This window comes from Shewanella sp. NIFS-20-20 (assembly GCF_019209865.1).
GTDB lineage: Bacteria > Pseudomonadota > Gammaproteobacteria > Enterobacterales > Shewanellaceae > Shewanella.
In genome coordinates, this window is record NZ_JAHUTT010000019.1 from 25,207 (window position 1) to 48,380 (window position 23,174).

Annotated in this window: 25 protein-coding genes and 1 other RNA gene; 14 read left to right on the forward strand and 12 right to left on the reverse strand. The window is 48.6% G+C overall.

The genetic code is table 11. The features are described from left to right. The first annotated feature begins 85 nt into the window (after positions 1-85). The 4 genes from aroK to KU855_RS08145 are packed head-to-tail and all read left to right on the forward strand — an operon-like array spanning position 86 to position 4,016. Complete coding sequence (aroK, locus tag KU855_RS08130) at positions 86-601, forward strand: shikimate kinase AroK (RefSeq protein ID WP_140930497.1); 516 nt, start codon at positions 86-88, stop codon at positions 599-601. Positions 602-608: 7 nt separating this feature from the next. Beyond that, positions 609-1,688, forward strand: coding sequence for a 3-dehydroquinate synthase (aroB, locus tag KU855_RS08135; RefSeq protein ID WP_218529801.1), 1,080 nt, complete (start codon positions 609-611; stop codon positions 1,686-1,688). Positions 1,689-1,701: 13 nt separating this feature from the next. After that, the gene (locus tag KU855_RS08140; RefSeq protein WP_218529802.1) at positions 1,702-3,099 is read left to right on the forward strand and encodes an AAA family ATPase; all 1,398 of its coding nucleotides are present in this window, start codon (positions 1,702-1,704) and stop codon (positions 3,097-3,099) included. A 44-nt stretch (positions 3,100-3,143) separates the two neighbouring features. Further along, complete coding sequence (locus KU855_RS08145) at positions 3,144-4,016, forward strand: Dam family site-specific DNA-(adenine-N6)-methyltransferase (RefSeq protein ID WP_218529803.1); 873 nt, start codon at positions 3,144-3,146, stop codon at positions 4,014-4,016. Here KU855_RS08145 and KU855_RS08150 read toward each other — a convergent pair. Next, positions 4,006-4,191 carry a DUF2970 domain-containing protein gene (locus tag KU855_RS08150; RefSeq protein ID WP_371316335.1) on the reverse strand — a complete coding sequence of 62 codons (186 nt, stop codon included), beginning with the start codon at positions 4,189-4,191 and terminating at the stop codon, positions 4,006-4,008. The two genes, KU855_RS08145 and KU855_RS08150, sit on opposite strands and share 11 nt — an antisense overlap. Further along, complete coding sequence (locus tag KU855_RS08155) at positions 4,188-4,487, reverse strand: hypothetical protein (RefSeq protein ID WP_218529804.1); 300 nt, start codon at positions 4,485-4,487, stop codon at positions 4,188-4,190. The genes KU855_RS08150 and KU855_RS08155 overlap by 4 nt, the downstream gene beginning before the upstream one ends. Positions 4,488-4,673: 186 nt before the next feature. Here KU855_RS08155 and rpe point away from each other — a divergent pair, with 186 nt between their 5' ends. From rpe to trpS, 3 genes are read left to right on the forward strand one after another with little or no spacing between them, the layout of a single operon-like run. Continuing rightward, a complete protein-coding gene (gene rpe, locus KU855_RS08160) occupies positions 4,674-5,345 on the forward strand; it encodes a ribulose-phosphate 3-epimerase (protein WP_218529805.1) in 672 nt (223 codons plus the stop codon). Positions 5,346-5,347: 2 nt separating this feature from the next. Then, positions 5,348-6,028, forward strand: coding sequence for a phosphoglycolate phosphatase (locus KU855_RS08165; RefSeq protein WP_218529806.1), 681 nt, complete (start codon positions 5,348-5,350; stop codon positions 6,026-6,028). A gap of 22 nt (positions 6,029-6,050) precedes the next feature. Beyond that, positions 6,051-7,049, forward strand: coding sequence for a tryptophan--tRNA ligase (gene trpS / locus KU855_RS08170; protein WP_218529807.1), 999 nt, complete (start codon positions 6,051-6,053; stop codon positions 7,047-7,049). 25 nt (positions 7,050-7,074) lie between these two features. Here trpS and KU855_RS08175 read toward each other — a convergent pair whose 3' ends face one another. Beyond that, positions 7,075-7,977, reverse strand: coding sequence for a LysR substrate-binding domain-containing protein (locus KU855_RS08175; protein ID WP_218529808.1), 903 nt, complete (start codon positions 7,975-7,977; stop codon positions 7,075-7,077). Between the two features lie 207 nt (positions 7,978-8,184). Between KU855_RS08175 and KU855_RS08180 the strand changes: the two genes are divergently transcribed. Then, positions 8,185-9,075: a DMT family transporter gene (locus tag KU855_RS08180; protein ID WP_218529809.1), complete on the forward strand. Its 891-nt coding sequence runs from the start codon at positions 8,185-8,187 to the stop codon at positions 9,073-9,075. Here KU855_RS08180 and KU855_RS08185 read toward each other — a convergent pair. The 4 genes from KU855_RS08185 to KU855_RS08200 all read right to left on the reverse strand — a co-directional run bounded on the left by KU855_RS08185 (position 9,050) and on the right by KU855_RS08200 (position 12,405). Next, entirely contained in the window at positions 9,050-9,616 is a 567-nt protein-coding gene (locus KU855_RS08185) for a BON domain-containing protein (RefSeq protein ID WP_218529810.1), read from the reverse strand. The genes KU855_RS08180 and KU855_RS08185 overlap by 26 nt on opposite strands. Then, positions 9,613-10,206 carry a phosphoheptose isomerase gene (locus KU855_RS08190; RefSeq protein ID WP_218529811.1) on the reverse strand — a complete coding sequence of 198 codons (594 nt, stop codon included), beginning with the start codon at positions 10,204-10,206 and terminating at the stop codon, positions 9,613-9,615. The genes KU855_RS08185 and KU855_RS08190 overlap by 4 nt, the downstream gene beginning before the upstream one ends. Before the next feature lie 67 nt (positions 10,207-10,273). Then, positions 10,274-10,603, reverse strand: a complete 330-nt coding sequence (locus tag KU855_RS08195; RefSeq protein ID WP_218529812.1) for a YraN family protein — start codon at positions 10,601-10,603, stop codon at positions 10,274-10,276. Then, positions 10,600-12,405: a penicillin-binding protein activator gene (locus tag KU855_RS08200; RefSeq protein ID WP_218529813.1), complete on the reverse strand. Its 1,806-nt coding sequence runs from the start codon at positions 12,403-12,405 to the stop codon at positions 10,600-10,602. Before KU855_RS08200 ends, KU855_RS08195 begins: the two co-directional genes overlap by 4 nt. Before the next feature lie 107 nt (positions 12,406-12,512). Here KU855_RS08200 and rsmI point away from each other — a divergent pair, with 107 nt between their 5' ends. Both rsmI and rnpB read left to right on the forward strand, forming a co-directional pair. Continuing rightward, positions 12,513-13,379, forward strand: a complete 867-nt coding sequence (rsmI, locus tag KU855_RS08205; RefSeq protein WP_218529814.1) for a 16S rRNA (cytidine(1402)-2'-O)-methyltransferase — start codon at positions 12,513-12,515, stop codon at positions 13,377-13,379. A gap of 75 nt (positions 13,380-13,454) precedes the next feature. Further along, an RNA gene (gene rnpB, locus KU855_RS08210) (RNase P RNA component class A) lies at positions 13,455-13,824 on the forward strand. Positions 13,825-13,890: 66 nt separating this feature from the next. On the opposite strand, the gene KU855_RS08215 is transcribed toward rnpB, so the two are convergent. Together KU855_RS08215 and KU855_RS08220 are read right to left on the reverse strand one after the other, a co-directional pair. Further along, positions 13,891-15,522: a hypothetical protein gene (locus KU855_RS08215; RefSeq protein WP_371316336.1), complete on the reverse strand. Its 1,632-nt coding sequence runs from the start codon at positions 15,520-15,522 to the stop codon at positions 13,891-13,893. 141 nt (positions 15,523-15,663) lie between these two features. After that, positions 15,664-16,884, reverse strand: a complete 1,221-nt coding sequence (locus KU855_RS08220; protein WP_218529815.1) for a threonine/serine exporter ThrE family protein — start codon at positions 16,882-16,884, stop codon at positions 15,664-15,666. A gap of 119 nt (positions 16,885-17,003) precedes the next feature. Here KU855_RS08220 and KU855_RS08225 point away from each other — a divergent pair, with 119 nt between their 5' ends. The 4 genes from KU855_RS08225 (at position 17,004) to KU855_RS08240 (ending at position 20,941) form a co-directional block, all read left to right on the forward strand. Beyond that, positions 17,004-17,405 carry an MAPEG family protein gene (locus KU855_RS08225; RefSeq protein WP_218529816.1) on the forward strand — a complete coding sequence of 134 codons (402 nt, stop codon included), beginning with the start codon at positions 17,004-17,006 and terminating at the stop codon, positions 17,403-17,405. A 167-nt stretch (positions 17,406-17,572) separates the two neighbouring features. After that, positions 17,573-19,885 carry a YgiQ family radical SAM protein gene (locus KU855_RS08230; protein WP_218529817.1) on the forward strand — a complete coding sequence of 771 codons (2,313 nt, stop codon included), beginning with the start codon at positions 17,573-17,575 and terminating at the stop codon, positions 19,883-19,885. Between the two features lie 41 nt (positions 19,886-19,926). Beyond that, positions 19,927-20,253: a YkvA family protein gene (locus KU855_RS08235; RefSeq protein ID WP_218529834.1), complete on the forward strand. Its 327-nt coding sequence runs from the start codon at positions 19,927-19,929 to the stop codon at positions 20,251-20,253. Positions 20,254-20,356: 103 nt separating this feature from the next. Further along, positions 20,357-20,941, forward strand: coding sequence for a hypothetical protein (locus tag KU855_RS08240; protein WP_218529818.1), 585 nt, complete (start codon positions 20,357-20,359; stop codon positions 20,939-20,941). A 61-nt stretch (positions 20,942-21,002) separates the two neighbouring features. On the opposite strand, the gene KU855_RS08245 is transcribed toward KU855_RS08240, so the two are convergent. The 3 genes from KU855_RS08245 to KU855_RS08255 all read right to left on the reverse strand — a co-directional run bounded on the left by KU855_RS08245 (position 21,003) and on the right by KU855_RS08255 (position 22,975). Continuing rightward, positions 21,003-21,554 (reverse strand): YSC84-related protein, encoded by a 552-nt coding sequence (locus tag KU855_RS08245; RefSeq protein WP_218529819.1) that lies wholly within the window; start codon positions 21,552-21,554, stop codon positions 21,003-21,005. Positions 21,555-21,623: 69 nt separating this feature from the next. Further along, positions 21,624-22,508 carry a hypothetical protein gene (locus KU855_RS08250; protein WP_218529820.1) on the reverse strand — a complete coding sequence of 295 codons (885 nt, stop codon included), beginning with the start codon at positions 22,506-22,508 and terminating at the stop codon, positions 21,624-21,626. A gap of 92 nt (positions 22,509-22,600) precedes the next feature. Beyond that, positions 22,601-22,975, reverse strand: coding sequence for a nitrous oxide-stimulated promoter family protein (locus tag KU855_RS08255; RefSeq protein ID WP_218529821.1), 375 nt, complete (start codon positions 22,973-22,975; stop codon positions 22,601-22,603). Between the last annotated feature and the right edge of the window lie 199 nt (positions 22,976-23,174).

Here is a 23,174-nt window from a genome sequence, read left to right on the forward strand (position 1 = left end):
CATAAGAGCAAGGTAACAATTCAAGGCCGGTTAACCCTGTTAGCTGGTGTAGGCACACTTTTCATCAGATTCAGACGTAGAAGAAATGGCTGAAAAACGTAATATTTTTCTGGTAGGCCCTATGGGCGCAGGTAAGAGCACCATAGGTCGTCATCTGGCGCAAATGCTGCACTTGGAATTCCATGATTCAGACCACGAGATTGAGAAGCGCACAGGTGCTGATATCGCATGGGTATTTGATGTTGAAGGTGAAGAAGGTTTCCGTCAACGCGAGGCTCAGGTCGTTGCTGACCTGACTGAAATGCAAGGTATTGTTTTAGCTACGGGCGGTGGATCTGTTCAGAGCAAAGATATCCGGAATTTTCTGTCAGCCCGCGGTATTGTGGTGTATTTAGAAACCACAATTGACAAGCAAGTCGCTCGCACTCAACGTGATAAGCGTCGTCCACTACTGCAAGTAGATGACCCAAGACAAGTTCTCGAAGAACTGGCAGAAATCCGTAACCCTTTATATGAAGAAATTGCTGACGTCATCGTTAAAACCGATGAACAAAGCGCTAAAGTGGTTGCGAATCAAATTATTGAACAATTAGGGTTTTAAGTGGGATATGCAACAACTTCAGGTCGAATTAGGTAAACGCAGTTATCCAATTTATATCGGCCAGAAATTGTTGAGTGATAGTGGGATTTTATCTCACTACCTACAAAACAAATCCATTCTTATTGTCACTAATGACACCATAGCACCACTTTTCCTTGCAAGGCTTGAACTGGCTTTGCAAGGAGTGAGTGGTGCCATTTATTCTCATATTTTGCCCGATGGCGAAGTATTCAAAACCTTAAGCCAACTCGAAGGGATTTTTTCTAGCGCATTAGAACAACCCTTAGGTCGAGATTGTGTTTTTGTTGCCCTAGGTGGTGGGGTGGTCGGTGATATGACGGGTTTTGCGGCCGCATGTTACCAACGGGGCGTCGATTTTATTCAAATTCCTACCACGCTATTATCCCAAGTCGACTCTTCTGTCGGTGGTAAAACTGCAGTTAATCATGCCTTAGGCAAAAATATGATTGGTGCATTTTATCAACCAAAACAAGTTATTATCGATATCGATTGCTTGCATTCTTTACCTCGCCGCGAATTTGCGGCCGGCATGGCTGAAGTGATTAAATATGGCATTATTTGGGATAGTGAGTTTTTCGATTATCTCGAACAACATGTCGAGCCGTTGCTGGCGTTAGATCCCCAAGTATTAATCACGACCATTAAGACCTGTTGTGCAATCAAGGCCCAAGTCGTCACTCAAGATGAGACCGAGCATGGGGTACGCGCCCTCTTGAATCTTGGCCATACCTTTGGTCATGCCATCGAATCCGAAATGGGCTACGGTAACTGGTTACACGGTGAAGCTGTCGCAGCTGGCACAGTACTTGCTGCAAAAACCTCACAGGCGCTTGGTTTGCTCGATGAGTCAAAGGTTTGGCGAATTTGCCAGTTATTGGCCCGTTTTGATTTGCCAGTCAGTGCGCCAGAGTCAATGAATTTTGACAGTTTTATCAAACATATGCGACGAGATAAGAAGGTATTGGCTGGCGCGTTACGCTTAGTGCTCCCGACAGATATAGGTAGCGCTAAATTAGTAACTGGGGTGGATGACACCTTGCTGGCTGAGGTCATTAATCGCCGCTAATTTAAGGTGATCTGTGGACCCATTTGCATCGTCATTACTGCCTTCTCAAGAGTCTCTGTTGCAGAGACTGCAACATCTGGCTAGCTTTAATCAGCAACTGCATTTGATCTGTGGCGCTGATGGTGCCGGCAAAACTCAACTTCTCACCGCCTTGGCGGAGCAGCAAACCGCGCACCTAGTGTGGTTGTCTTGCCCTAAACATGCCAGCTTGCAAGAAATTCGTCGTAAAATCTTAGTGCAAATCTGCGGTGACAGTATTTTTGATGATGAGCAATCCTTGGTTCACACCTTAGGCCGACTACGACTGAGCAGCAGCCAACGTTTTCACTTGCTGATTGATGATGCCGATAATTTGAGTCCGGCGCTGTGGGCTGAACTCATGGTGTTATCGCAATTGCAAGTGCCGAAGTTGCAGTTGGCGTTTAGCCTCACTTGCCAACCCAGTTTTGTCCGCCATATGTTGTCGCAATTGACCGCTGAACAACAACAGCAATTTTTGTCGATTGATATTCCCGCGCTCAGCCAAGAAGAGCGGGTGGCGTTATATCATATGCTTTGTTGCCGCTGTGATGAGCTACCAAAGGTTTCTCGCCAACAAGTGCAGTCAGCGCTCGCAGCCCAAGCTGGGCTCCCCGCGGAGGTGGTAGCATGGCTCAATAGCCAGTTTATGCCCAAACCCAAGCCAAGATTCTCCCTTGCGCAGGGGGTGCTACTCTTAGTGGCGGTCAGTCTATCCCTGGCGATTGTGATGGGCTATGTGTTACTACAACAACAAACCCCCAAGCTAATGTTGCCTGTGACGACCTTTGTACACAGTGAGCAACAACTCACTCGTCTATCCGCTTATGCCAAGCAGATGTTGGCCGATCATTTTGCGCAGAGCTCGCGTTCAACCATAGCAATACCTGCGCCCTCTGAATCACAGTTACTGGTGATGGCAAACCCCGCTCAGACGCCCATGGTACTCAGTGCTGATAGCGCAGAGAGTAGCGACAGTGCCGATGCCGCGCCATCCAAAGCACCATCCGAGCTGCCAGCATCAACCGTGGCAGCGGTTGCAAGCGAGGTAGCCGCGACGCCGCCGTCAACAACGCCCACACCGCAAGATGTAGTCGTGACTCCCAAGGTGATCCCTGAGCAGGGTTATACCTTGCAGCTAGCGAGTCTCAAGCAATCGACATCGGCCGAGAGCATTTTACGGCGACTGAACACCGCTGAGGTGGCTTATATTGCCACCGATGGCCAATGGTTGATCTTGTTATTAGGTCAATTTACTACCGCAGAGCAAGCGGCAAGTTTTGGTGAGATGTTGGTGAGTCAATACGGCATCGCTAAGCCATGGGTTCGCCCTTGGCAAAAACTGCAGTCGATGTCAGTTAAGGCACTAACGGGCGATGAAATTTCTCAATAAACAGAGTACAATCGACAACTTCATTTTTTAGTATCCGTAGCTCAATGAAACAGAAACAGCGTGCCTTCTTAAAATGGGCCGGGGGTAAATACAAGTTAGTCGACACCCTCAGTCAATATCTGCCAGCAGGTAAACGCTTGGTAGAGCCTTTTGTGGGCGCAGGATCTGTGTTTTTAAATACTGATTATGAGAGCTACCTGCTGTGCGATATTAACCAAGATCTGATCAATCTGTATCAGATAGTGAAGCAGCATCCGCAAGAATACATCAAGGCCAGCAAGGCGTTGTTTGTACCTGAGATGAATCAAAAAGACGCCTATTATCAGCAGCGCTTAGCCTTTAATGCCAGCCAAGATAGCTTTGAGCGCTCAGTCTTGTTCTTGTATCTCAATCGTCATGGTTTTAATGGCTTGTGTCGTTATAACCGTAAGGGCGGATTTAATGTTCCCTTTGGTTCATATAAAAAGCCTTATTTCCCCGAAGCTGAACTGCGTGCTTTTTCAGAAAAAGCGCAGCGCGCCGAGTTTAAGTGCATCAGTTACCAGCAGGCTTTTAGTTTGGCTAAAGCCGGCGATGTGATCTATTGCGATCCTCCCTATGCGCCGCTTTCGACCACCTCCAGTTTCACCACCTATGTTGGCGCTGGATTTAGTCTCGATGATCAAGCCTTGTTGGCTCGTTTTTCACGCCACACCGCCATTGCTCGGGGCATCCCTGTATTGATTAGTAATCATGATATCGCCTTAACCCGCGAACTGTATCATGGCGCTAGAATGGGCAAAATTCAGGTCCAGCGCAATATCAGTCAAAAGGGGGCGAGTCGCACTAAGGTTGATGAGTTAATGGCCTTGTATGATGATACCTATCATGGTGAATTCGATATCAATGAGAGTTTGCTAAGCCTGCCTAACGACTGAGTACTAAGCTCACAATGGCCATTAGGCTGGCGACAAATATAACGGCTAATACTACTCCTGCGATGATAAAGGGCAGGGGGGATTGTTCAGAAAAATCTCGTTGGCGCTGCTGCTCAGACTGCACCCCTAAAAATGCGGCGGCTGCACTCATAAAGGCTTGAACATGCTTGTTCACGATTGCGGGCTAGGTTGGAATTTTTCGTCGTCGCTCTTCGGGGTCGATTGAGCAATCAGTTCGAGTAAGTCGATAAAATGAAATTGCATTGAACGGCTATTACCACTAAACCATTGGCTCCAACTGACTTGTTGCGCGGCGATGGCGCAGCGATTTAATGGATGGCTAGTGGGTAAGCTGGTATCAATGTGGGTACTGAGATTTTCACAAGCACTCGCCTGCGGCTCTCGGGCCGTTAGGTTGAGTAACACCAATACTGATATTGCAATGGTTGACGCTAAATACACTCTAAACATCGGGCGCAATCCTTGGTACTTGTTCAAAACGTAAACGGATTATAGCAAGTCAGTCTAAAAATTAAACTCTTAAGTGATGTTTAATTAACATCTCGGCGCGCAATTTTCACCCATAGCGTTGGAATTATGGTGGCCGAGAGCGGTAGAATAGCGTTTTTGTTACCCGACGATTTCCGAGATAATAATATGCGCCCTTTCTTGATTGCTCCTTCGATTTTATCCGCCGACTTTGCCCGTTTGGGGGATGATGTTGCCGCGGTATTGGCCGCCGGTGCCGATGTGGTTCACTTTGATGTGATGGATAACCATTATGTGCCTAACTTAACGATTGGTCCTATGGTCTGCCAAGCTCTGCGTGAGTATGGTATTACGGCTGATATTGATGTCCATTTGATGGTTAAGCCTGTTGATCGTATTGTCCCTGATTTTGCTAAGGCCGGTGCGTCGATTATCACCTTTCATCCGGAAGCGTCAGAGCACGTAGATCGCACGCTGCAATTAATTAAAGAAAGTGGCTGTAAAGCGGGCTTGGTGTTTAATCCTGCGACGCCGCTGCATTATCTCGATCATGTGATGGATAAGCTCGATGTGATTTTGTTGATGTCGGTCAATCCAGGCTTTGGTGGTCAATCCTTTATTCCGAGCACGCTTGATAAGCTGCGCCAAGTGCGGGCACGTATTGATGCCAGTGGCTTTGATATTCGTCTTGAAGTGGATGGTGGGGTTAAGACCGACAATATTGCTGAGATTGCCGCTGCAGGAGCCGACATGTTTGTGGCGGGCTCGGCTATCTTTAGCCAACCTAACTATAAGACAGTGATCGATGAGATGCGTCAGCAGTTGGCGACGGTAGCCTAATCATGATCAACCATCAGGATATTAAGGCCATCGCGTTTGATCTCGATGGCACCCTAGTCGATAGCGTGCCGGACTTATGTGCGGCCACCCAAGCGACGCTTGTGCAGCTTGGGTGGGAGAGCTGTGATCAAGTGCAAGTGCGTTCATGGGTAGGCAATGGCGCGCAAATGCTGATGCGTCGAGCCATGACCCATGGTTTATCGCGCTCGGTAACTGCAGATGAGTTAGCGGTGGCTATGCCAGTGTTTATGCAACATTACCAAGCTAACTTGCACAGCAAGAGTCAGTTGTATCCTGAGGTGTTATCCGTGCTAACACGGTTAAAGGCGCAGGGTTACCGATTAGCGGTGATCACCAACAAACCCCATCGCTTTAGTGTGCCATTACTGGCGAGTTTTGGTTTAACCGAGCTGTTTGAAATGGTGCTAGGCGGCGACTCGCTCGCGGCGATGAAACCGGATCCCTTGCCATTAAATCACTTGCTGAGTGAGTGGCGGTTAATGCCTGAGCAATTAATCATGGTCGGTGATTCAAAAAATGACATTCTCGCGGCAAAAGCCGCGAATGTTCGCTCAATCGGCTTGACCTACGGCTACAACTACGGTGAAGATATTGGGCTTTACGGCCCTGATGCCGTATATGATCAATTTTCAGAGATATTGACCTGGTTTCCCCAGGCTTAATCAATAGCGGAGCGATGTTTCAATGACTAAACCCATAGTACTAAGCGGTGCCCAACCGTCAGGTGAATTGACCATAGGTAACTACATGGGCGCACTTCGTCAGTGGGTCGCCATGCAAGATAGCCATGAGTGCCTGTATTGCGTAGTTGATTTACATGCCATTACAGTACGTCAAGAAGCCGCTAAGTTGCGTCAAGCGTGCCTCGACACCTTAGCCTTGTATTTGGCCTGTGGTGTCGATCCTAAAAAGAGCACTGTGTTTATGCAGTCACAGGTGCCGCAACACGCACAGCTAGGCTGGATCTTAAATTGTTTTACCCAAATGGGTGAATTGAGTCGGATGACGCAGTTTAAAGATAAGTCGCAAAAGCACGCCAACAACATTAACGTCGGCCTGTTTGGATACCCAGTGTTGATGGCGGCCGACATTTTATTGTACCAAGCAAATGAAATCCCAGTCGGCCAAGATCAGAAGCAACATTTAGAATTGACCCGCGACATTGCTAATCGATTTAATAATGTATATGGCGACACCTTCACTGTACCGGAGCCGTTTATTCCTGAGCATGGTGCTAAGGTGATGTCGCTGCAAGATCCACTGAAGAAAATGTCTAAATCTGACGATAACCGCAATAATGTGATTGGCTTGCTGGAAGATCCAAAAGTGGTGATGAAGAAGATTAAAAAGGCGATGACCGATGGTGATGAGCCGCCAGTCGTTCGCTATGACTTAGAGAATAAAGCCGGTGTGTCTAACTTATTGAGCTTAATGTCTGGGGTGACGGGTGAGTCGATTGCTAGCCTAGAAGCTCAGTTTGAAGGTCAAATGTATGGTCACCTTAAAGTGGCGACCGGTGAAGCTGTGGTGGCCATGTTGGAGCCGTTGCAGCAACGCTTCCGTGAGTTCCGTAACGACGAAGCCTATCTTAATTCTGTCATGCAAGATGGGGCTGAGCGTGCACAAATTCGTGCCGCCAAGACCCTTAAAGATGTGTCTGAGAAGATTGGGTTATTGGTGTAATATCACCTCTGAGTATCTTGCCGGCTTATGCCGGCATTTTTATTGGGGCTTGAGCCAGTTGCTGGTGTAACCAAGTGCGCAGATTATCGATCCCCGGATCGCTAAGTCGTTGACGGCGACAACTAAACAAAAACTCAAACCCAGTATGAATATCGGGCCAAGGTAAGGCGATCAACCGGCCTTGCTCAATATCTTGCTCCACCATAAAGTCAGAGGCTAACGCGACGCCTAAACCGGCAATCGCCGCTTCAATCGCCAGCAACACGTGGCTGACAACTTGGTGGGTGGTGGTGTCATCGAAGGGTATCTGATTATGCTGGCACCAGCGGGGCCAATCTAATCCCCACTCGCCCTCATCTACAATTAACAACATATATGCATGGAAGTCCGCTAAGCTCATCGGCGCATGCTGTTGCGCGTAGCGGGGGCTGCAGACGGCAATGAGGCGCTCTTGGAGTAAACACTCCTGATGATAGCCTCTGGGCGCTTTTTGGCCGGTGATCAACATATCGGCATTGAGGATCGAGAGCTCAGGATCTTGACTGACCATCTCCAAGCGTAATTTCACCTCGGGGTAATGGCGGTTGAAATCAGCCAGACGCGGGATCAACCATTTCACGGCAAAAGAGCTGTAGATCACCAAGATCAATTCTTGATTGGGCGAGCCTTTCGCTTGCTGGCAAAGATTCGATAATTCATTAAATTCACGCTCCAACCCTTTGGCTAATTGCTCACCTTTAGGGGTGAGGGTGAGCTGGCGCCGACTGCGATCGAATAAATGGTTACCAAAATATTGTTCTAACATGCGAATTTGATGGGATACCGCGCTTTGACTAATACACAGCTCAACCCCCGCTTGCGAAAAATGCTGCAACCTTGCCGCCGCTTCAAATACTTGCAGGGCACGGAGTGGTGGGAGTTTTCTCACAATATTTTCATCCAATCAAACCAATGCATGAACTCTTGCCGCCGCTTCAAATACCTGCAGGGCACGGAGTGGTGGGAGTTTACTTATAGTATATTCATCTAATTAATACCTTGTATGAATCTAGCTCATGTAATGGCAAAAAACATCATTTTTAGTGATGATATTCAATGGCTATCATGGCGCCAATACTAAAATTGAGTGTCAATCATGAACAACAAAGTGGTACTGGGGCTATTACTCTTAATCGCCGGCAACCTGTTTAGCGCCTTATATGATGTCAGTATTAAGTGGTTACCGAGCGACACTAACGCCACCACGTTTTTACTGGTGAGGCAAATCACTTCGATATTTATCTTAATGCCATTTTGGTTATGGGTCGGCAAGCCGCAACCCCAGCAATGGGGTATCCACTGGTGGCGCGCTAACATAGGCGCCGTTGGTGCATTGGGGTTAGTGATTGGTATTATGGCGCTGCCCTTAGCAAGTGTGAGCGCGCTGTTTTACACTGCTCCCTTGATGATCATGGTTCTTGGCTATGTGTTCTTAAAAGAGCGAGTGACCTTAGGTCAGTGGGGATGCGCCTTGTTGGGCATGATAGGAGTCGTGTTGATTCTAAAGCCCGGCGCCATGGCGTGGGCCGGCATTGCGGTATTATTTAGCGCCTTTACCTTTGCGATTTGCCAGCTGACTTTGCGCAAAATGTCGTTTAATGATCACCCCATTGTTCCGCTGATGTTGTATAACTTATTGGCCTTACCTTTGGTGTTGTTGATGGCTGTTGTGCAGGGCATTGAAGGGCTGAGTTGGTCGTTATTGATGGTGGCCGTCGCGAGTAATGTGTGCTTATTGGTTTATCACTGGTTCTGTGTGTTGGCTTATCGGCAGGCGCAGGCCGGAGAAATTGCTATTGCTGAATACTCGGGCTTATTATTTATCGTATTCTTCGGTTGGCTGTTGTTTGATGAATGGCTCGATAACCTGGCATGGTTAGGTGCGGCGTTGGTGGTATTGCCGTCATTGCTGTTGCCACAATTGAAAAAATTGCGCCGGCTAAAATCGGCTCAGCTAGGGGTTACTCCAGATACTCAAAAACTTTAATCACCTTACGCACACCGGCGGTATTACGGGCGACGTCGACGGCGATATTGGCCTGATCTTTGGTGACTAATCCCAGCAAATAGACTTCGCCATTTTCGGTGACAACTTTAATTTTACTGGTATCTAGCCCTTGCGCGTTGAGCATGCGTCCTTTGACCTTGGTGGTGATCCAAGTGTCATTACTGCGGGTGGTGAACGAGGTGGGATTACCGATGCGGATCTGGTTATGCAGTTTGCCTCCGAGCTTAAGCTCTTTGACCGTATGGACCGCCTTGTCGCGCAGCATGGTGTTGGGCGCTTGACCAATGAGTAGGGTGTTGCCATTGATCACAACCCCAGAAATATTGGTTTGGTTGTGGACATCTTGTTGTTTGGCCAAGGCACTAGCGATTTCAAAATCGGCATTGGTATCATCAAGTTGGGTACGAAGGCTGCGCTCGTCGTTGATAGCAACAGCCCCGCCTACTGCACCGACCATCACCACTCCGGCGCAGCCGGAGAGGAGAGGGACGATTAACAACAAAGGCACTAGCCTTTTCATGCTTGCTCATCCTGAGGGAACAGGGTTTGGTCAATGTTGTCACATAAGCAATGGATCACCAATAAGTGCACTTCTTGAATACGTGCGGTGACATTAGATGGCACTCGAATTTCAACATCGCCACCACCCAGTAAGCCTGCCATGGCGCCGCCATCTTTGCCGGTTAATGCCACTATGGTCATGTCGCGGCTTAATGCAGCTTCCATGGCCTTAATCACATTGCTTGAATTACCACTGGTGGAAATCGCAAGCAAAATATCGCCTGGTTGACCTAAGGCTAAAATTTGCTTCGAGAAAATCTCATCATAGCTATAGTCGTTAGCAATGGCGGTGATGGTGGAGGTGTCCGTTGACAGGGCAATCGCGGGTAGCGGTGGACGCTCAATTTCATAGCGATTCAGTAATTCAGCCGAAAAATGCTGAGCATCACCCGCACTGCCGCCATTGCCACACGCCAGAATCTTATTGCCACCTAGCAGGCAATGCACCATCATTTCCGCGGCCATAGCGATTGATTCTGGCAGGGCTTCTGCCGCGTCAATTTTGGTTTGGATGGACTCGGTAAAACTGCCTTTGATACGTTCTAACATCAACTAAACCTTACTCATTCTGGATGATCTCAAGTAGACATTGTCTACCAATTGCCGATCTTGGTGGCTAAAAGGCATCCTTTAACCACTGGAACTCTTGGTTGTCGATTGCTAATACATCGCAACGACAAGGTGCATCAATTTGGTGGAGTTGCAAATAATGACTTGCCGCTCGACGCAAACGTTGAATTTTTTGGGGGCTAACCGCCGCCATTGCCCCACCGAATCCTTGGTGAGTTCGGTATTTTACCTCGACAAACACCCAATAGTCATTGTCTCTCATCACGAGATCAAGCTCACCAAAGGGGTAGCGCACATTGCTTGCCACATGCACTAGGCCGCGAGCCTGTAAATACTGGCAAGCGAGTTGTTCGGCGTCGGCGCCACTGAGTGTCATAGTGGCTTTAAACTACCGCGTTGGTATTTACCCCAACTCAAGTGCCGAATAATATCCCCATTAGCTTGTACGGCTAACTTGCCCGTCAGGCCTTGGTACTGATATCCCTGAAAGGCACGTAACTGCGCCAATTTATTCACTAACGAGAGGGAATCATACCCCATAGCAAACAAACGTTTTTGACTATTTTGCCATCTTGGGAACACGCTGCCAATTGCTTGGGTTTCTGCCGTCGGCGAAATCAACCATGGAATATCGCTGACAGTTAAATTATTAAATTCAATTGCATTGCGATCACCTTCGAGACGGCTACGGCTGCTGGTATATAAGGGCGCTGGAGTGCTAAATACACTGACGTTTACGTCGATAAATGGCTTTAGCAAGCTCAAGTCATTGGGCCCTGAAATCATATAAATAGCATCTACATCTTGGCGTGAACGAAAGTCTGCTTCGACCTGAGTCCCCAATAATTCCTTCATCCGGGTAATGCGCTCTTGGCTATCTTTGACCCCTAAGGCTTGTTGTACCGCTAATTTCATCTTGTCGCCGGCCTGATAATAATGGATTTCAGCCGCCTCGTCGCCGAGTTGCTGCCAACGCTCAGCAAAGCTGGTAGCCATACGACGGCTGGTGGCGTCGTCACTGACTAACAGTAATGGATGACGAATGCCATCTTGGTAGAGGCGATTGGCGCCATCTTGAGCCTCTTCGGTAGGTGATAGGGCAAAGAAATACTGATCTTGACCCGTCACCTTTTGCTCAACTTGATTAAGGTACAACTGCGGCACGGTATGCGGCAGTTGGTTGACTTCAGTCACGGCACTGGGCAACAGCGGCCCAATAATAAATTCGGCTCCAGCAGCCAAGGCTTGCTGGTAGGCCTCGGTCGCACTGTTGGCCGTGTCAAAAAAGTTGACGCTAACCCCTTGTTCAGGCTCCGCCAGATACGCATCAATGATGCCTTGTTTGATCGGATCGGCTAAGGCGGCAAACTTACCCGACAATGGCAGTAATACCGCAATATTGGTTGGGCTGTAGGGCTGCGTATTGAGCGCGTTTTGTAAGTCTTGAGGCAAGCTCTTCGCGGCGGGATGCATCGGATTTTGACGCTGCCATTGGCCGAGATAGCGTACTAATTGACTAGGATCCACCGCAAAATGTTTCGCGATATATGCCAGTTGTAGCCAGCCGGCAAAGCGGGGATCTTGACTCGATTGGTAGTGGCTCAGGGTCTCTTCGGGCAAGGTTTGTAATACGCGCCACAGATGGTTTTGAACCGCTAAACTGGCGTTTTTCGGCACATAGCGACTGAGCTCGTTTAACGCCTTCGCTTGCTGATAGTATTCAGACAGTGAGCCCAAGATACTGGCTTGTAATTGCCAACGATTGGCGAGTTGCCAGTTAGCCAGTTGCCATTGGCTGGGGTAATTTAATAATTCGAGGGCGGCTCTATCTTGCCCTTGTTGTTGCAGCGACCACGCTTGTAAGTAACGATACTGGGCTTGCAATTCTTGAGTGGGGGCCAGCGAACTAGCTAAAGAACTTAGGATGTGGTCAGCGGATAAATAATCCCCTTGCTTAAGATAAGCTTGGCTCGCCAACAGCAGCAGTCGTTGTTTGCTGTCTGCGGTGGTGGCCAATTGCGCTTGTGCTAAATAGTCCTGCGCTGACTCGTTGGCGTTGGCCAGTGACACTTGAGTTTCTGGCGCTTTCGGCGCGGGTGTTTGGGTCGCACAGCCGCCTAATGTTAAGGCAAACACTGTCAGACAAATAAGTTGTGAACGATTTAGGCTTTTCAACACTTGGCGTTACTCATGGTAAGATGCTGGCTTTAGTTTAACCTTGTCTCTGGCCCTGCGAAAGTATTGGATGAATATTGGGGTCTGGCAGTTTGATTTCTGAGGTAAATATGACCCTAGCGGCCAATGTGGAATCGTCACTTAATTTGGCACTGTATATAGTGCCAACCCCGATAGGTAATCTTGCCGACATGAGTCAGCGTGCCCAAGAGGTGTTGCATCAGGTGGATTTGATTGCCTGTGAAGATACCCGCCACAGTGGCAAGTTATTAAGCCATTTTGGGATTAGCACCAAAACCATGGCGTTGCATGATCATAATGAGCGAGCTCGCGCGCAATATATTGCTGAACTGCTTGGTCAAGGTAAGCGTATTGCCTTGATCTCAGATGCGGGCACCCCACTGATCTCTGATCCTGGCTATCACTTAGTCACCCAGGTGCGTGAGGCGGGATTTGATGTGGTGCCGTTGCCAGGGCCTTGCGCGGCGATTACCGCACTCAGCGCCTCGGGTTTGCCGTCAGATCGCTTTAGTTTTGAAGGTTTTTTACCGTCGAAAGAAAAGTCGCGTATCGATAAACTGACCGGGCTAATGGAAGATCCTCGCACTTTGATTTTCTACGAGTCGCCTCATCGCATCGAATATAGCCTCGAGGCGATAGTGCAGGTACTCGGGGCCGATAGGCAAATTGTGATGGCACGTGAAGTCACCAAAACCTTTGAAACTTTTCTGTGTGGCTCGGCAGCAGAGGTGCTGGCGAAAGTACAAAGCGATCCTAATCAACAGAAGGGTGAAATTGTGCTCATGTGCCATGGTTTCATTCAAGACGATGAGGAGGCGATTGCTGCCCCAGTATTGGCAACCTTACGCTTACTTTGCACCGAACTGCCGTTGAAAAAGGCTGCAGCGCTGGCCGCACAAATTCACAATGTTAAGAAAAACGCCCTGTATAAATACGGTTTAGAGGCGGGTTTATAAGCAGTTGTTCGGCTTTTGTCCTAACGACAACGAATAAGGGTTGGAGGGGGCGAAGGCATAGGCTATAATCGCCGCCGAGTTGGCCAGACAGTCGCTGCGTTCGTAAGAACGGGGAGGAAAGTCCGGGCTCCATAGAGCAGGGTGCCAGGTAACGCCTGGGCGGCGTGAGCCGACGACCAGTGCAACAGAGAGCAGACCGCCTGCCTGATTTATCAGGTCGGTAAGGGTGAAAGGGTGCGGTAAGAGCGCACCGCGCGGCTGGCAACAGTTCGTGGCATGGTAAACTCCACCCGGAGCAAGATCAAATAGGGTTCCACTGCTTACTTAGGTAAGTTAATGCGTGGCTCGCGTTGGAACCGGGTAGATTGCTTGAGCCGTTGAGCGATTAACGGCCTAGATGAATGACTGTCCAAGACAGGACCCGGCTTATCGGCCAACTCACCTCATTCAACAATAAAGCCTCACAGCAATGTGAGGCTTTGTTGTTTCTAATGCGTTATAAGTCACCCGCCTAGAAGCGATTTCTTACTTGAAAGCGCCATTCCCAGCTATCAATATTGGGCCCAGTGGTGATCGGCACTGATAGATCAATATGAGCGACATGACCATAGCTCGAGCGCGAAGAAAATAGGCGGGCGCCAATGCCAACGCTGCCAATGGGGCCTGTAACAGCATTGTTAGCGTCATTGCCACCGAACGCTTGGCCTATGTCGGCAAAGGCCGCCCAGCCGAGTTCGGCCAACTGAAAAAGATTGATATTGGGATAATGCCTAATCTCTGAGGTCAGCAACCATTGTTGATCGCCGTATTGGTAATCATTGGAATAACCGCGCAAGCCGGTGTCATCACCGAGTGCGCTCGGCATATCTAGCGGCAGGTTGCGGCTCGTGCTAAGGCGTAATTTGTTATAGGTGCTCCACTTGGGATTAATGGTATAAAAATATTCTGCGCTGACTTGAGCCCAGTAATAATCAGTAATCGCGGTGTTGAGGACGGCTTTCGCTTCGAACTGAGCGAATAATAAGTGATCATCTTGCTCAAAGCCGACACTGCTAAACCCTTGAAGATGATACCCCGGCGCTGAGCTGCGCCGATCTCGGGTTTCCAATCCTAATTGCCAATAGTGATAGAAGCCTAAGTTAATGTCTTCGCTGTGATTGATGAGATGGATATTGTTGAATACTTTAAACTGATTTTGCACCGACTCCCACGCTAACCACGGGTAGAGAAAATCACGATCTTCGGGCAAGGGGCCATTGGGGTAAACTGGGCTGAAATAAAACTGATGCTGATCAGAGGTCACCCCAGCAATGATGCGTTGACTGCGCTGTTGATCGAACGCATGTAACCAACCATATTGGCCACTATAAAATTGAATATCATGCCGAAATTCGTTGATGTCTTCGCCATTTTGTTCGAGGGTATCGGTGCTAACGTCATCGAGATATTCCAGTTGATAACTGGAGTCACCGTCTAAGGTATAAAAAGGCTTAGTAAAAAGGACATGGCTGACTTGGCCATCGCTATTATCGTAAAAATCCATGGCTAGAGTGGCATGTGGTATCCAGTTAATCGGCATGCTAAATGCGAATTTATAACCAGTTCGCTCTTGATCTGACTGATATTTAACGCGAGTGCGGACCCCTAACCCCAACAAGTTGTCCTCTTTAAGACCAATGGCAAATTTGTTTTCACCGCCAGTGCGACTCGCACTAAAGGTGGGCAATAGTGACCAGTTATCCCAAGTTTGCACCAGCAGTGGTTGCTCGGCACAGTCACGCTCTTGTTGACTGGGTTCAATAGCGGTGATTTTTGCTTCTCGAATGTAAGGTTCGGCGCGCAGTAAGCGTTCGGCTTCGGCAATTTGCTCTGGGGTGACCTGCTGGCCTTCTTCAAGGCTAAGCTGGTTGATGATCACTTGCTCTTTGGTATTGATATGCAGTGCATTTGCCCAGCGGTGAATGAAAAAGCTGTCATCTAAGCTTTCATCAAAAATGTCATTGGCTTCGATGGTTATCTGGCCCACCGTGATAGGTGCGGTGGGCGGGGCCTTGTTGGTTGTTGGCAGGCATAGATCATTCTCTGCCGCGATGGCAGTCGGTGCGAACAATATGATGACTAACGTAACGTAAAATTTTGGCACCGATGAGCTCCATGCAGGCGTATATTACATTCTAATAACATACGCAATCTGCGAGGACGTCAAGTTTATGGCCGGATATATATTATAAATATTTTTCAGCCGCTTGAGACTGCCGTTATGCCAACTTATCTAACTCAGCGCTTATAACGTCGATCGCGGCGGCACGGCTACATTGGCAAAAATTAGACCAGCAATCAGCGACATAAAAATTAAAAAAACCTGAGAACCAATATGGGCCTGATTGAGTACCACTTGGCCAGACACTAAGGAGCTTAACCCTAAATAGGTCTTACTTCCGGGCACCAAGATAACTATCCCTTGTAATAATGCGATGGTGGCGGGGGCGTGCATCCAGCGACTGTAGAGGTTGGCATAAATTCCCACGGCCAACGCACCCACAAAAATACCGATAGATTCCCCGAGATAGATCCCGCCGAGCATGGCAAAAACGAAGGCGATGATCCCAGCGCTGATCCCCCAGGGAGCATCTTTAGGCCTGGCTTTAAATAGCACCACTAACAAACAAGAAAGAAAAGGTACTGCACTCCATAATGCCCAGCGCGGTAAAGGTTCTGACATGATGGTGGTGGGGGTGCCAAATATCGCTTGAGCCAGCATGATGCCGAGTAAACCGCCAAAGTAAAGTTTACAGAGCAACATCAAGGCATCCATGATGCGGGCGGTGCCAGAAATCAAATCTCTGGCAGCCAGTTCGGCCAAGCCTAAGGTTAATGCCAGCCCCGGCACGAATACGATAATACCTGATAGGATCAACACAGGAATATTGACTAAGGGATCAATAAAGGCGATTGCGGTGGCACTAAAGGCACAAATGATGGCCGCTAAAGGCTCGAGCATTTCAGCCAGCCTAGGAGATTTTTCGGCTAACTTCACCAAGATAAATACCATCATCCCCAAAGGGCATGACCATAAAACATCGTGCCAACCACTGGCAATCAGCATAGAAAATGCCGCGGGCGTTAAAGTAAAAGCCATCCCAGTAACCAAGGTATTGTAAGCCGAGGGTTTATCAATAATCTCAGTTAAGCGTTCATTGGCCTCGCCGAGATCCCGGCTACCGTCGAGCACTTCGTCGACTAAATCATCACAGCGAGCTAATGAGCCAAGATCAAGATCGCCAGGCTTAACCCGCGCCATGTGATTATATTCTTGGTCATCGCCATGATTAAGCACAAAGGTCATGGTGGTGGGGGTAATTAAAAAATAGCCATCTAACCCCAAGTGAGCCGACACGCGGCGCAAATGTGTTTCTAAACGGTAGGCGGGCGTACCATATTGGTGCAACGCTTTGCCTAATTTAATGATAAAACGGCGTTTTAGAGCGAACTCAATCGGTTCCATAGGGGGTAGTTATACGTTATCGAAATGGCGGGGAAATTTTAGCGTGAATGCCTTGAATTGTTAACGCTTTTGTTTGTATTGTGATTGATTATTTTGAAATATTTATATAGGTGGAGTAAATGTTACTAATTACCGGGCTGTTTGGCGCGTTCACCGGATTATTTATCTTGATATTGACCTACCGAGTCGTCAGGGTTCGGCGTTCGCAAAAGATTGGCATAGGGTCTGGCGGCAATGCTCAATTAGCATTGGCTCGGCGAGTGCATGAAAATCTACTCGAAAATGCACCTATTTTTCTGATCTTACTCGCTTGCGCTGAAATCAATCAGGGCTCTGCGGCCGCCTTGTATGTGATAGGGCTTGTCTGGATGGTCGCGAGATTATTGCATGCGCTGGGATTGACGCTGGGGCAAGGAGGTTATCATCCGGGCCGATTTTATGGGGTGTTACTGACTTGGCTGGTCATCACTGCCTTATGTTTGCTCAATTTATGGCAATACCTAAAGTTTGCGTTAGCATGAATCTTATCGTTGGCGCATCTGCGGAGGCATCGCTGCTTTATTAGTCGCCCCATTGCCTGCTTGCCTGCTATACTGCGCGCCATTTCGGAGGCCTAGTCGGTGATGCCATTGCAGCAAACTAGGTTGTGTCTCCTGTAAAGTTTAATGATGAAGGTTAACCAGTCACTATGCATGTTGAATCCAGCTTGTTTTCATATCCTAAATTTTGGGCTGAATGTTATGGTGTTGCGCCATTTTTGCCCATGTCTCGTCGCGAGATGGATAAGTTAGGGTGGGATAGTTGCGATGTGATCTTGGTGACGGGGGATGCCTACGTCGATCACCCCAGCTTTGGGATGGCCGTGATTGGCCGGATGCTCGAGGCCCAAGGTTTTAGGGTAGGCATTATTGCCCAGCCAGATTGGTCGAGCAAAGATGACTTTATGCGTCTGGGTAAGCCGAATTTATTCTTTGGCGTCACTGCGGGCAATATGGACTCGATGATCAATCGTTATACCGCGGATCGTAAATTACGCCATGATGACGCTTACACCCCAGGTAATCTTGGAGGCAAGCGCCCCGATCGCGCGGTTACTGTGTACACCCAACGCTGTAAAGAAGCCTTTAAAGACGTGCCGGTGGTGATTGGTGGCATCGAAGCCAGTTTGCGCCGTATTGCTCACTATGACTATTGGTCTGATAAAGTCAGGCGAAGCGTGATTTTTGATGCCAAGGCTGATTTATTGATTTATGGCAATGCAGAGCGCCCCTTGGTTGAGGTCGCCCATCGGTTGGCTGCCGGTACACCAGTGGCGGAGCTAAACGATGTGCGCGGAACCGCCATAATTGTTAAGCAAGCGTTGGCCGAATGGCGCGGCATGGATTCTCGTAAGCTTGACCAGCTGCATAAGATCGATCCCATCCCTAATCCTTATGGTGCGGATGATGTCGGTTGTCAAAATCTCTCCGGCCCAAGTGAGGCGAAGATTTTTGACAATGACGCCCCTAAACCAATCAGCGTGCAGCCACCGAAACCTAAGCCTTGGGAAAAAACCTATGTGCTGCTGCCTGCATACGAGAAGGTGAGTGGCGATAAATATTTATATGCCCATGCATCGAGGATTTTACACCAAGAGCAGAATCCCGGCTGTGCCCGCGCCTTATTGCAACCTCATGGTGATCGGGCGGTGTGGGTCAATCCGCCGGCATGGCCATTAAATACCGATGAGATGGATGCGGTATTTGATTTGCCTTATCAGCGCATTCCGCATCCAGCCTATGGCAATGACAAGATCCCTGCCTATGACATGATTAAGACGTCAATCAACATTATGCGCGGTTGTTTTGGTGGCTGCTCTTTCTGTTCGATCACTGAGCATGAAGGCCGAATTATTCAGAGTCGCTCGCAGGCGTCAATCATCAAAGAAATAAACGACATTCGTGACAAGGTGCCTGGATTTACTGGGGTGATCTCCGATCTTGGCGGCCCCACGGCCAATATGTATCGGTTGGGCTGTAAAAGCGAAAAGGCCGAAAAGACCTGCCGCCGATTGTCGTGTGTCTACCCTGCTATTTGTGGTCATTTAGACACAGATCATCAGCACACCATCGATTTATATCGTGCCGCCCGCGATGTGCCGGGCATCAAGAAAGTCTTGATTGCCTCAGGCGTGCGCTATGATCTCGCCATTGAAGACCCTCGCTATGTTAAAGAGTTGGCCAAATACCATGTGGGCGGTTATTTAAAAATCGCGCCAGAGCATACCGAGCACGGACCATTATCTAAGATGATGAAGCCTGGGATGGGCACCTATGACAAGTTTAAAGAGCTGTTTGATAAGTTCTCTAAAGAGGCCGGCAAACAGCAGTATTTGATCCCTTACTTTATTTCGGCGCATCCTGGCACGACCGATGAAGACATGGTTAACTTGGCATTGTGGCTTAAAGAGCGTCGTTTCAAATTGGATCAGGTGCAAAACTTTTACCCATCACCGATGGCCAATGCCACCACGATTTATCACACGGAATTAAATTCGTTAAAAAATGTTAAGCATGGCAGCGAGCAAGTCGCCGTACCGAAAAAAGGCCGTCAACGCCGCTTGCACAAGGCGTTCTTGCGCTATCATGACGCGGCTGGTTGGCCACTCATTCGTGAGGCATTGCAAGCCATGGGCAAGGCGTATTTAATCGGCACCGGCCCGCAGTGCTTAGTGCCACCTGAAGGTCGTCATGAAGGTAAAAACTGGGGTAATATGCCGGCGGCGAAAGGCCAGCAGGCTGCCACCCGCTTCAGTGATAAGCAGCATGATCGACGTAAAGCGTCGCCGAAGCCGACCAAGCACAACACGGCTAAGTCACCGTCGGAGCGTGAGCGACCAGCGGCACCTAAAAAACCCGCTAAGGTACCAACCCCCGACAAACGTCCATCTGGTGCTCGGGGCCCTAAACCGATTTTTGGTAAGTCAATTGCCGGCGGTAATAAACCGAGAAAAGGGCAATAATCTCCGGCAACGGTATTGAGATTGGTCGATCAGAGGTAATGATGAGCGAAAGCGAATACAGCGAGCACGGTTTTTGGCAGAAATTAACAAACTATGCGCGCCAAGCTGGACTAGAGGTCGTTGAGAAGGCGTTATGGCTGTATTACGCGGCGCAGCGACCGGATACCCCCAAGTGGGCTAAAGCCGTCATTTTTGGTGCGCTTGGTTATTTTATTATGCCGATAGATGCGATCCCAGATTTAACACCAATGATGGGCTTTACCGATGATTTAGGGGCGTTAGCCGCCGCCATTGGCATGGTGTCCATGTACATAGACGATGAGGTTAAACAGCAGACATCAGCACGATTACAAGCTTGGTTTGGTTGATGTTTTAACACCATGATGACTGCTGTGATGTGAAGACAATGTCGGTGTTTATTGCCGGCTTGTGGTAGATTATTACCTCCCTACACCTGAGGTAATAATCATAATGACATCGAACCTCCCGCTATATGCCGTGTTAGTTAGCGGCTTATCCTTGCCCATGCTCGCCAATGCGATGGCACCAGAGCAAGAGGCCTTCTTTGATGCGATTCAACAGCACTGTGGCAAAGCGTATGCAGGCACTGTGGTCAATGGCAATGAGGCGGATAGCAGCTTTGCTAACAAGCCCTTGGTCATGCACGTACGCGAATGTTCCGAGCATCAAATAAAAATACCGTTTCATGTGGGTGATGATCATTCGCGCACTTGGGTGATCACCAAAACGGCCACGGGTCTGCAGCTAAAGCATGATCACCGTCATCAAGATGGCCATTCCGATAAGGTGACTATGTATGGAGGTGATACGCTGACAGCTGGCAGTGCTAAGTTGCAGTCATTTCCGGTCGATGCTTTTTCCATTGCCAATTTTACCGACAATGGCTTGAGTCAATCGGTGACCAATGTTTGGCATATGGGTATAGATGACAATAGCTTTAGCTATCGTTTAACCCGAGAAAATCGCGATTTTTACGTTGAATTCGATTTAAGTGAGTCCGTGGCGCTCCCGCCCACGCCTTGGGGTCATCAATAACCTATCAATGAGCTTGGCTTCCCCCATGACATGAGGGGCCAAGCTCATCGGAATGTCAGAGTTAGTAAGGGGTGAAGCTAAACGCTTGACCGGCTAATGCCGCTTCGTACATTAAGCCACCTTTGGCTAAAGTGAATACTGTCATGCCGTTAATATATTGGGCCGAGGCCGCCGAGCCTGCTTGTGCACTGGTGCCGGTCGTCCCCGCTTGTGCATTGACGCCAACATTCAGTGCCACCGCTGAGGCTTGGGCACCAAATTCAAAACTGCCGCTGGTAAAGGTGTCATATGCCTGACGATTTTCAAAAAAGATGATTTCGCTGTAGGCTTGCCCACCCAGCTGAAACCCAATAGACACCTGGCTTAAGCTAGTACTCCCCGTCGCTTGGCCATTGGCAAACACCTTGCCTTCGCCATAAGCGGCGCCAATCCCGAATCCCCCTTTGCCTACCGTAGGAAATAAGGCATAGCCATAAGCAGAGGCAAAAAATGAGTGAGTTTCGCCAGCTTGCTTAAATTTCGCCAATGCAGCTTGGTAGCTGTCATTGGCTGAAGCATGGCTTGAAAATAATATCACCACGAATAATGCGGCAGCTCTCAGTATCAGTGTCATCCTGACTCTCCATTAACAAAACGTACTTAAGAATAACGGTAATTTAACTAGGCGCCTAGTTTATGCTGACTATTTATGACTTGGGGGCTCGGTCAATACTTTATGCAAAAACGCTAGCTCTTCCGAATCGAGTAACTGGCTGCTCGCTTTGGCGTGATTCGCCGGCGTGATAGAGAGCTTACCGCGTAAATATGCGGCGCGAGTGATCTGCTTTAGGCCATAGAAGGCCAACGCATAGATGCTGATCAACATCAGTAATCGCGGTAGTACCAAACTTGCCGCGGGCAAATCGATGTAAAAATAAAAGGGCACAGTTAGCATTAGGGTGCGGATTAACCAGTTCACCATCAGGCATAAGGTGAGTACCAGTAACCAGCGAAACTTGATGTCTCTTAAGCTCATTTGATGAGCGCGGCTTGCTCGGCCTCGAAATTGCCTTAGTGTATTGAATATCAAGAAAAAATAAATTGTCGCTTGCAGGGTCAGTAGCCCAGGGATCGCGGTGCCAATCACTCCCAGTTGTGTGAGTTCTGAGATGTCATTGGGGGTGCTAAGTAGCGGGGCTTTGAGCCACAGTTGACGCCATAACATTGCAGTGATGACCACGATTAAAATAATCAATGCTGGCATAAAGTGCCAAGACAGCCTCAGTGGTGTCGTGATCTTATGTAAGCTGCGGTAACAATATAAGTAGAGCAGTGGCATCAATAGAAAATAGATGGGGAAAACGCTGAGATAGAGTAAATGGAGCGGCAAAGGCAATTGCCCTGAAACCAGGGTGCCACTAAGAAAATATATCCCCATTAAGCTTAACAACGCCGCCAGTAGCTTGTGGTTTGGGGTACGCTCTTGATAGAGGTAGCGCATATACAAGCCCAGCAGAAAGCAGTGGATGGCCGCTAATAACGACATCCACCAAAACGCTTGCTGTAAAAACTGATTAAATTCCGGCATGGATCACCTCGTCTGTTATGTATAACAGCTTCAATGACCGAGGAACAAACATTGCTAAGTTTTCTAAAGGAATCTTAATTCAAATCTAGTACTTAAGATTGACGCTGGTGGCGATTCGAAGCGCCTTTTGGCGGAAGCGCGGGCACCGATTGGCGTTCTTTCATCAGGTGTTTAAGGGCTAATAGCGGGTGATGGATGAGCATGCGCGGACCGGCAAAGATCATGACATCGCGCATCATGGCTTTGGGTCCGGGCTTATAACAATGGACGGGGCACTTGTTACAGGTCGGCTTAGTGGTGCCATAAGGACAGCGATCGAGGCGCATATTGGCATACTCCAACAGGGATTGGCAGTCGCCACACAAGTGGTCGCCCCCATGCTGATGGCGACAATATATGGCAATCATGGCAGATAAGGTCTTGAACTCGTTTAATAATGGGCCGTGAAATTGAATGAGTTCTGTCATGTTATTAACCTGCATGCAATATGTACCTTAATATTATCGTAATTGCCGACTAACAACATAAATTGACTGTTAAAATTTGAGCTAGCTCTAACTATCGAGCGCGTTGTCGGTGGTAATCGTTCATTGAATCTGTTGTTGTAACCGACTTATTTTCAATCGCCGCTTAGCATTCCTGCGTAAAGTACTTGCGCTCAAGCGC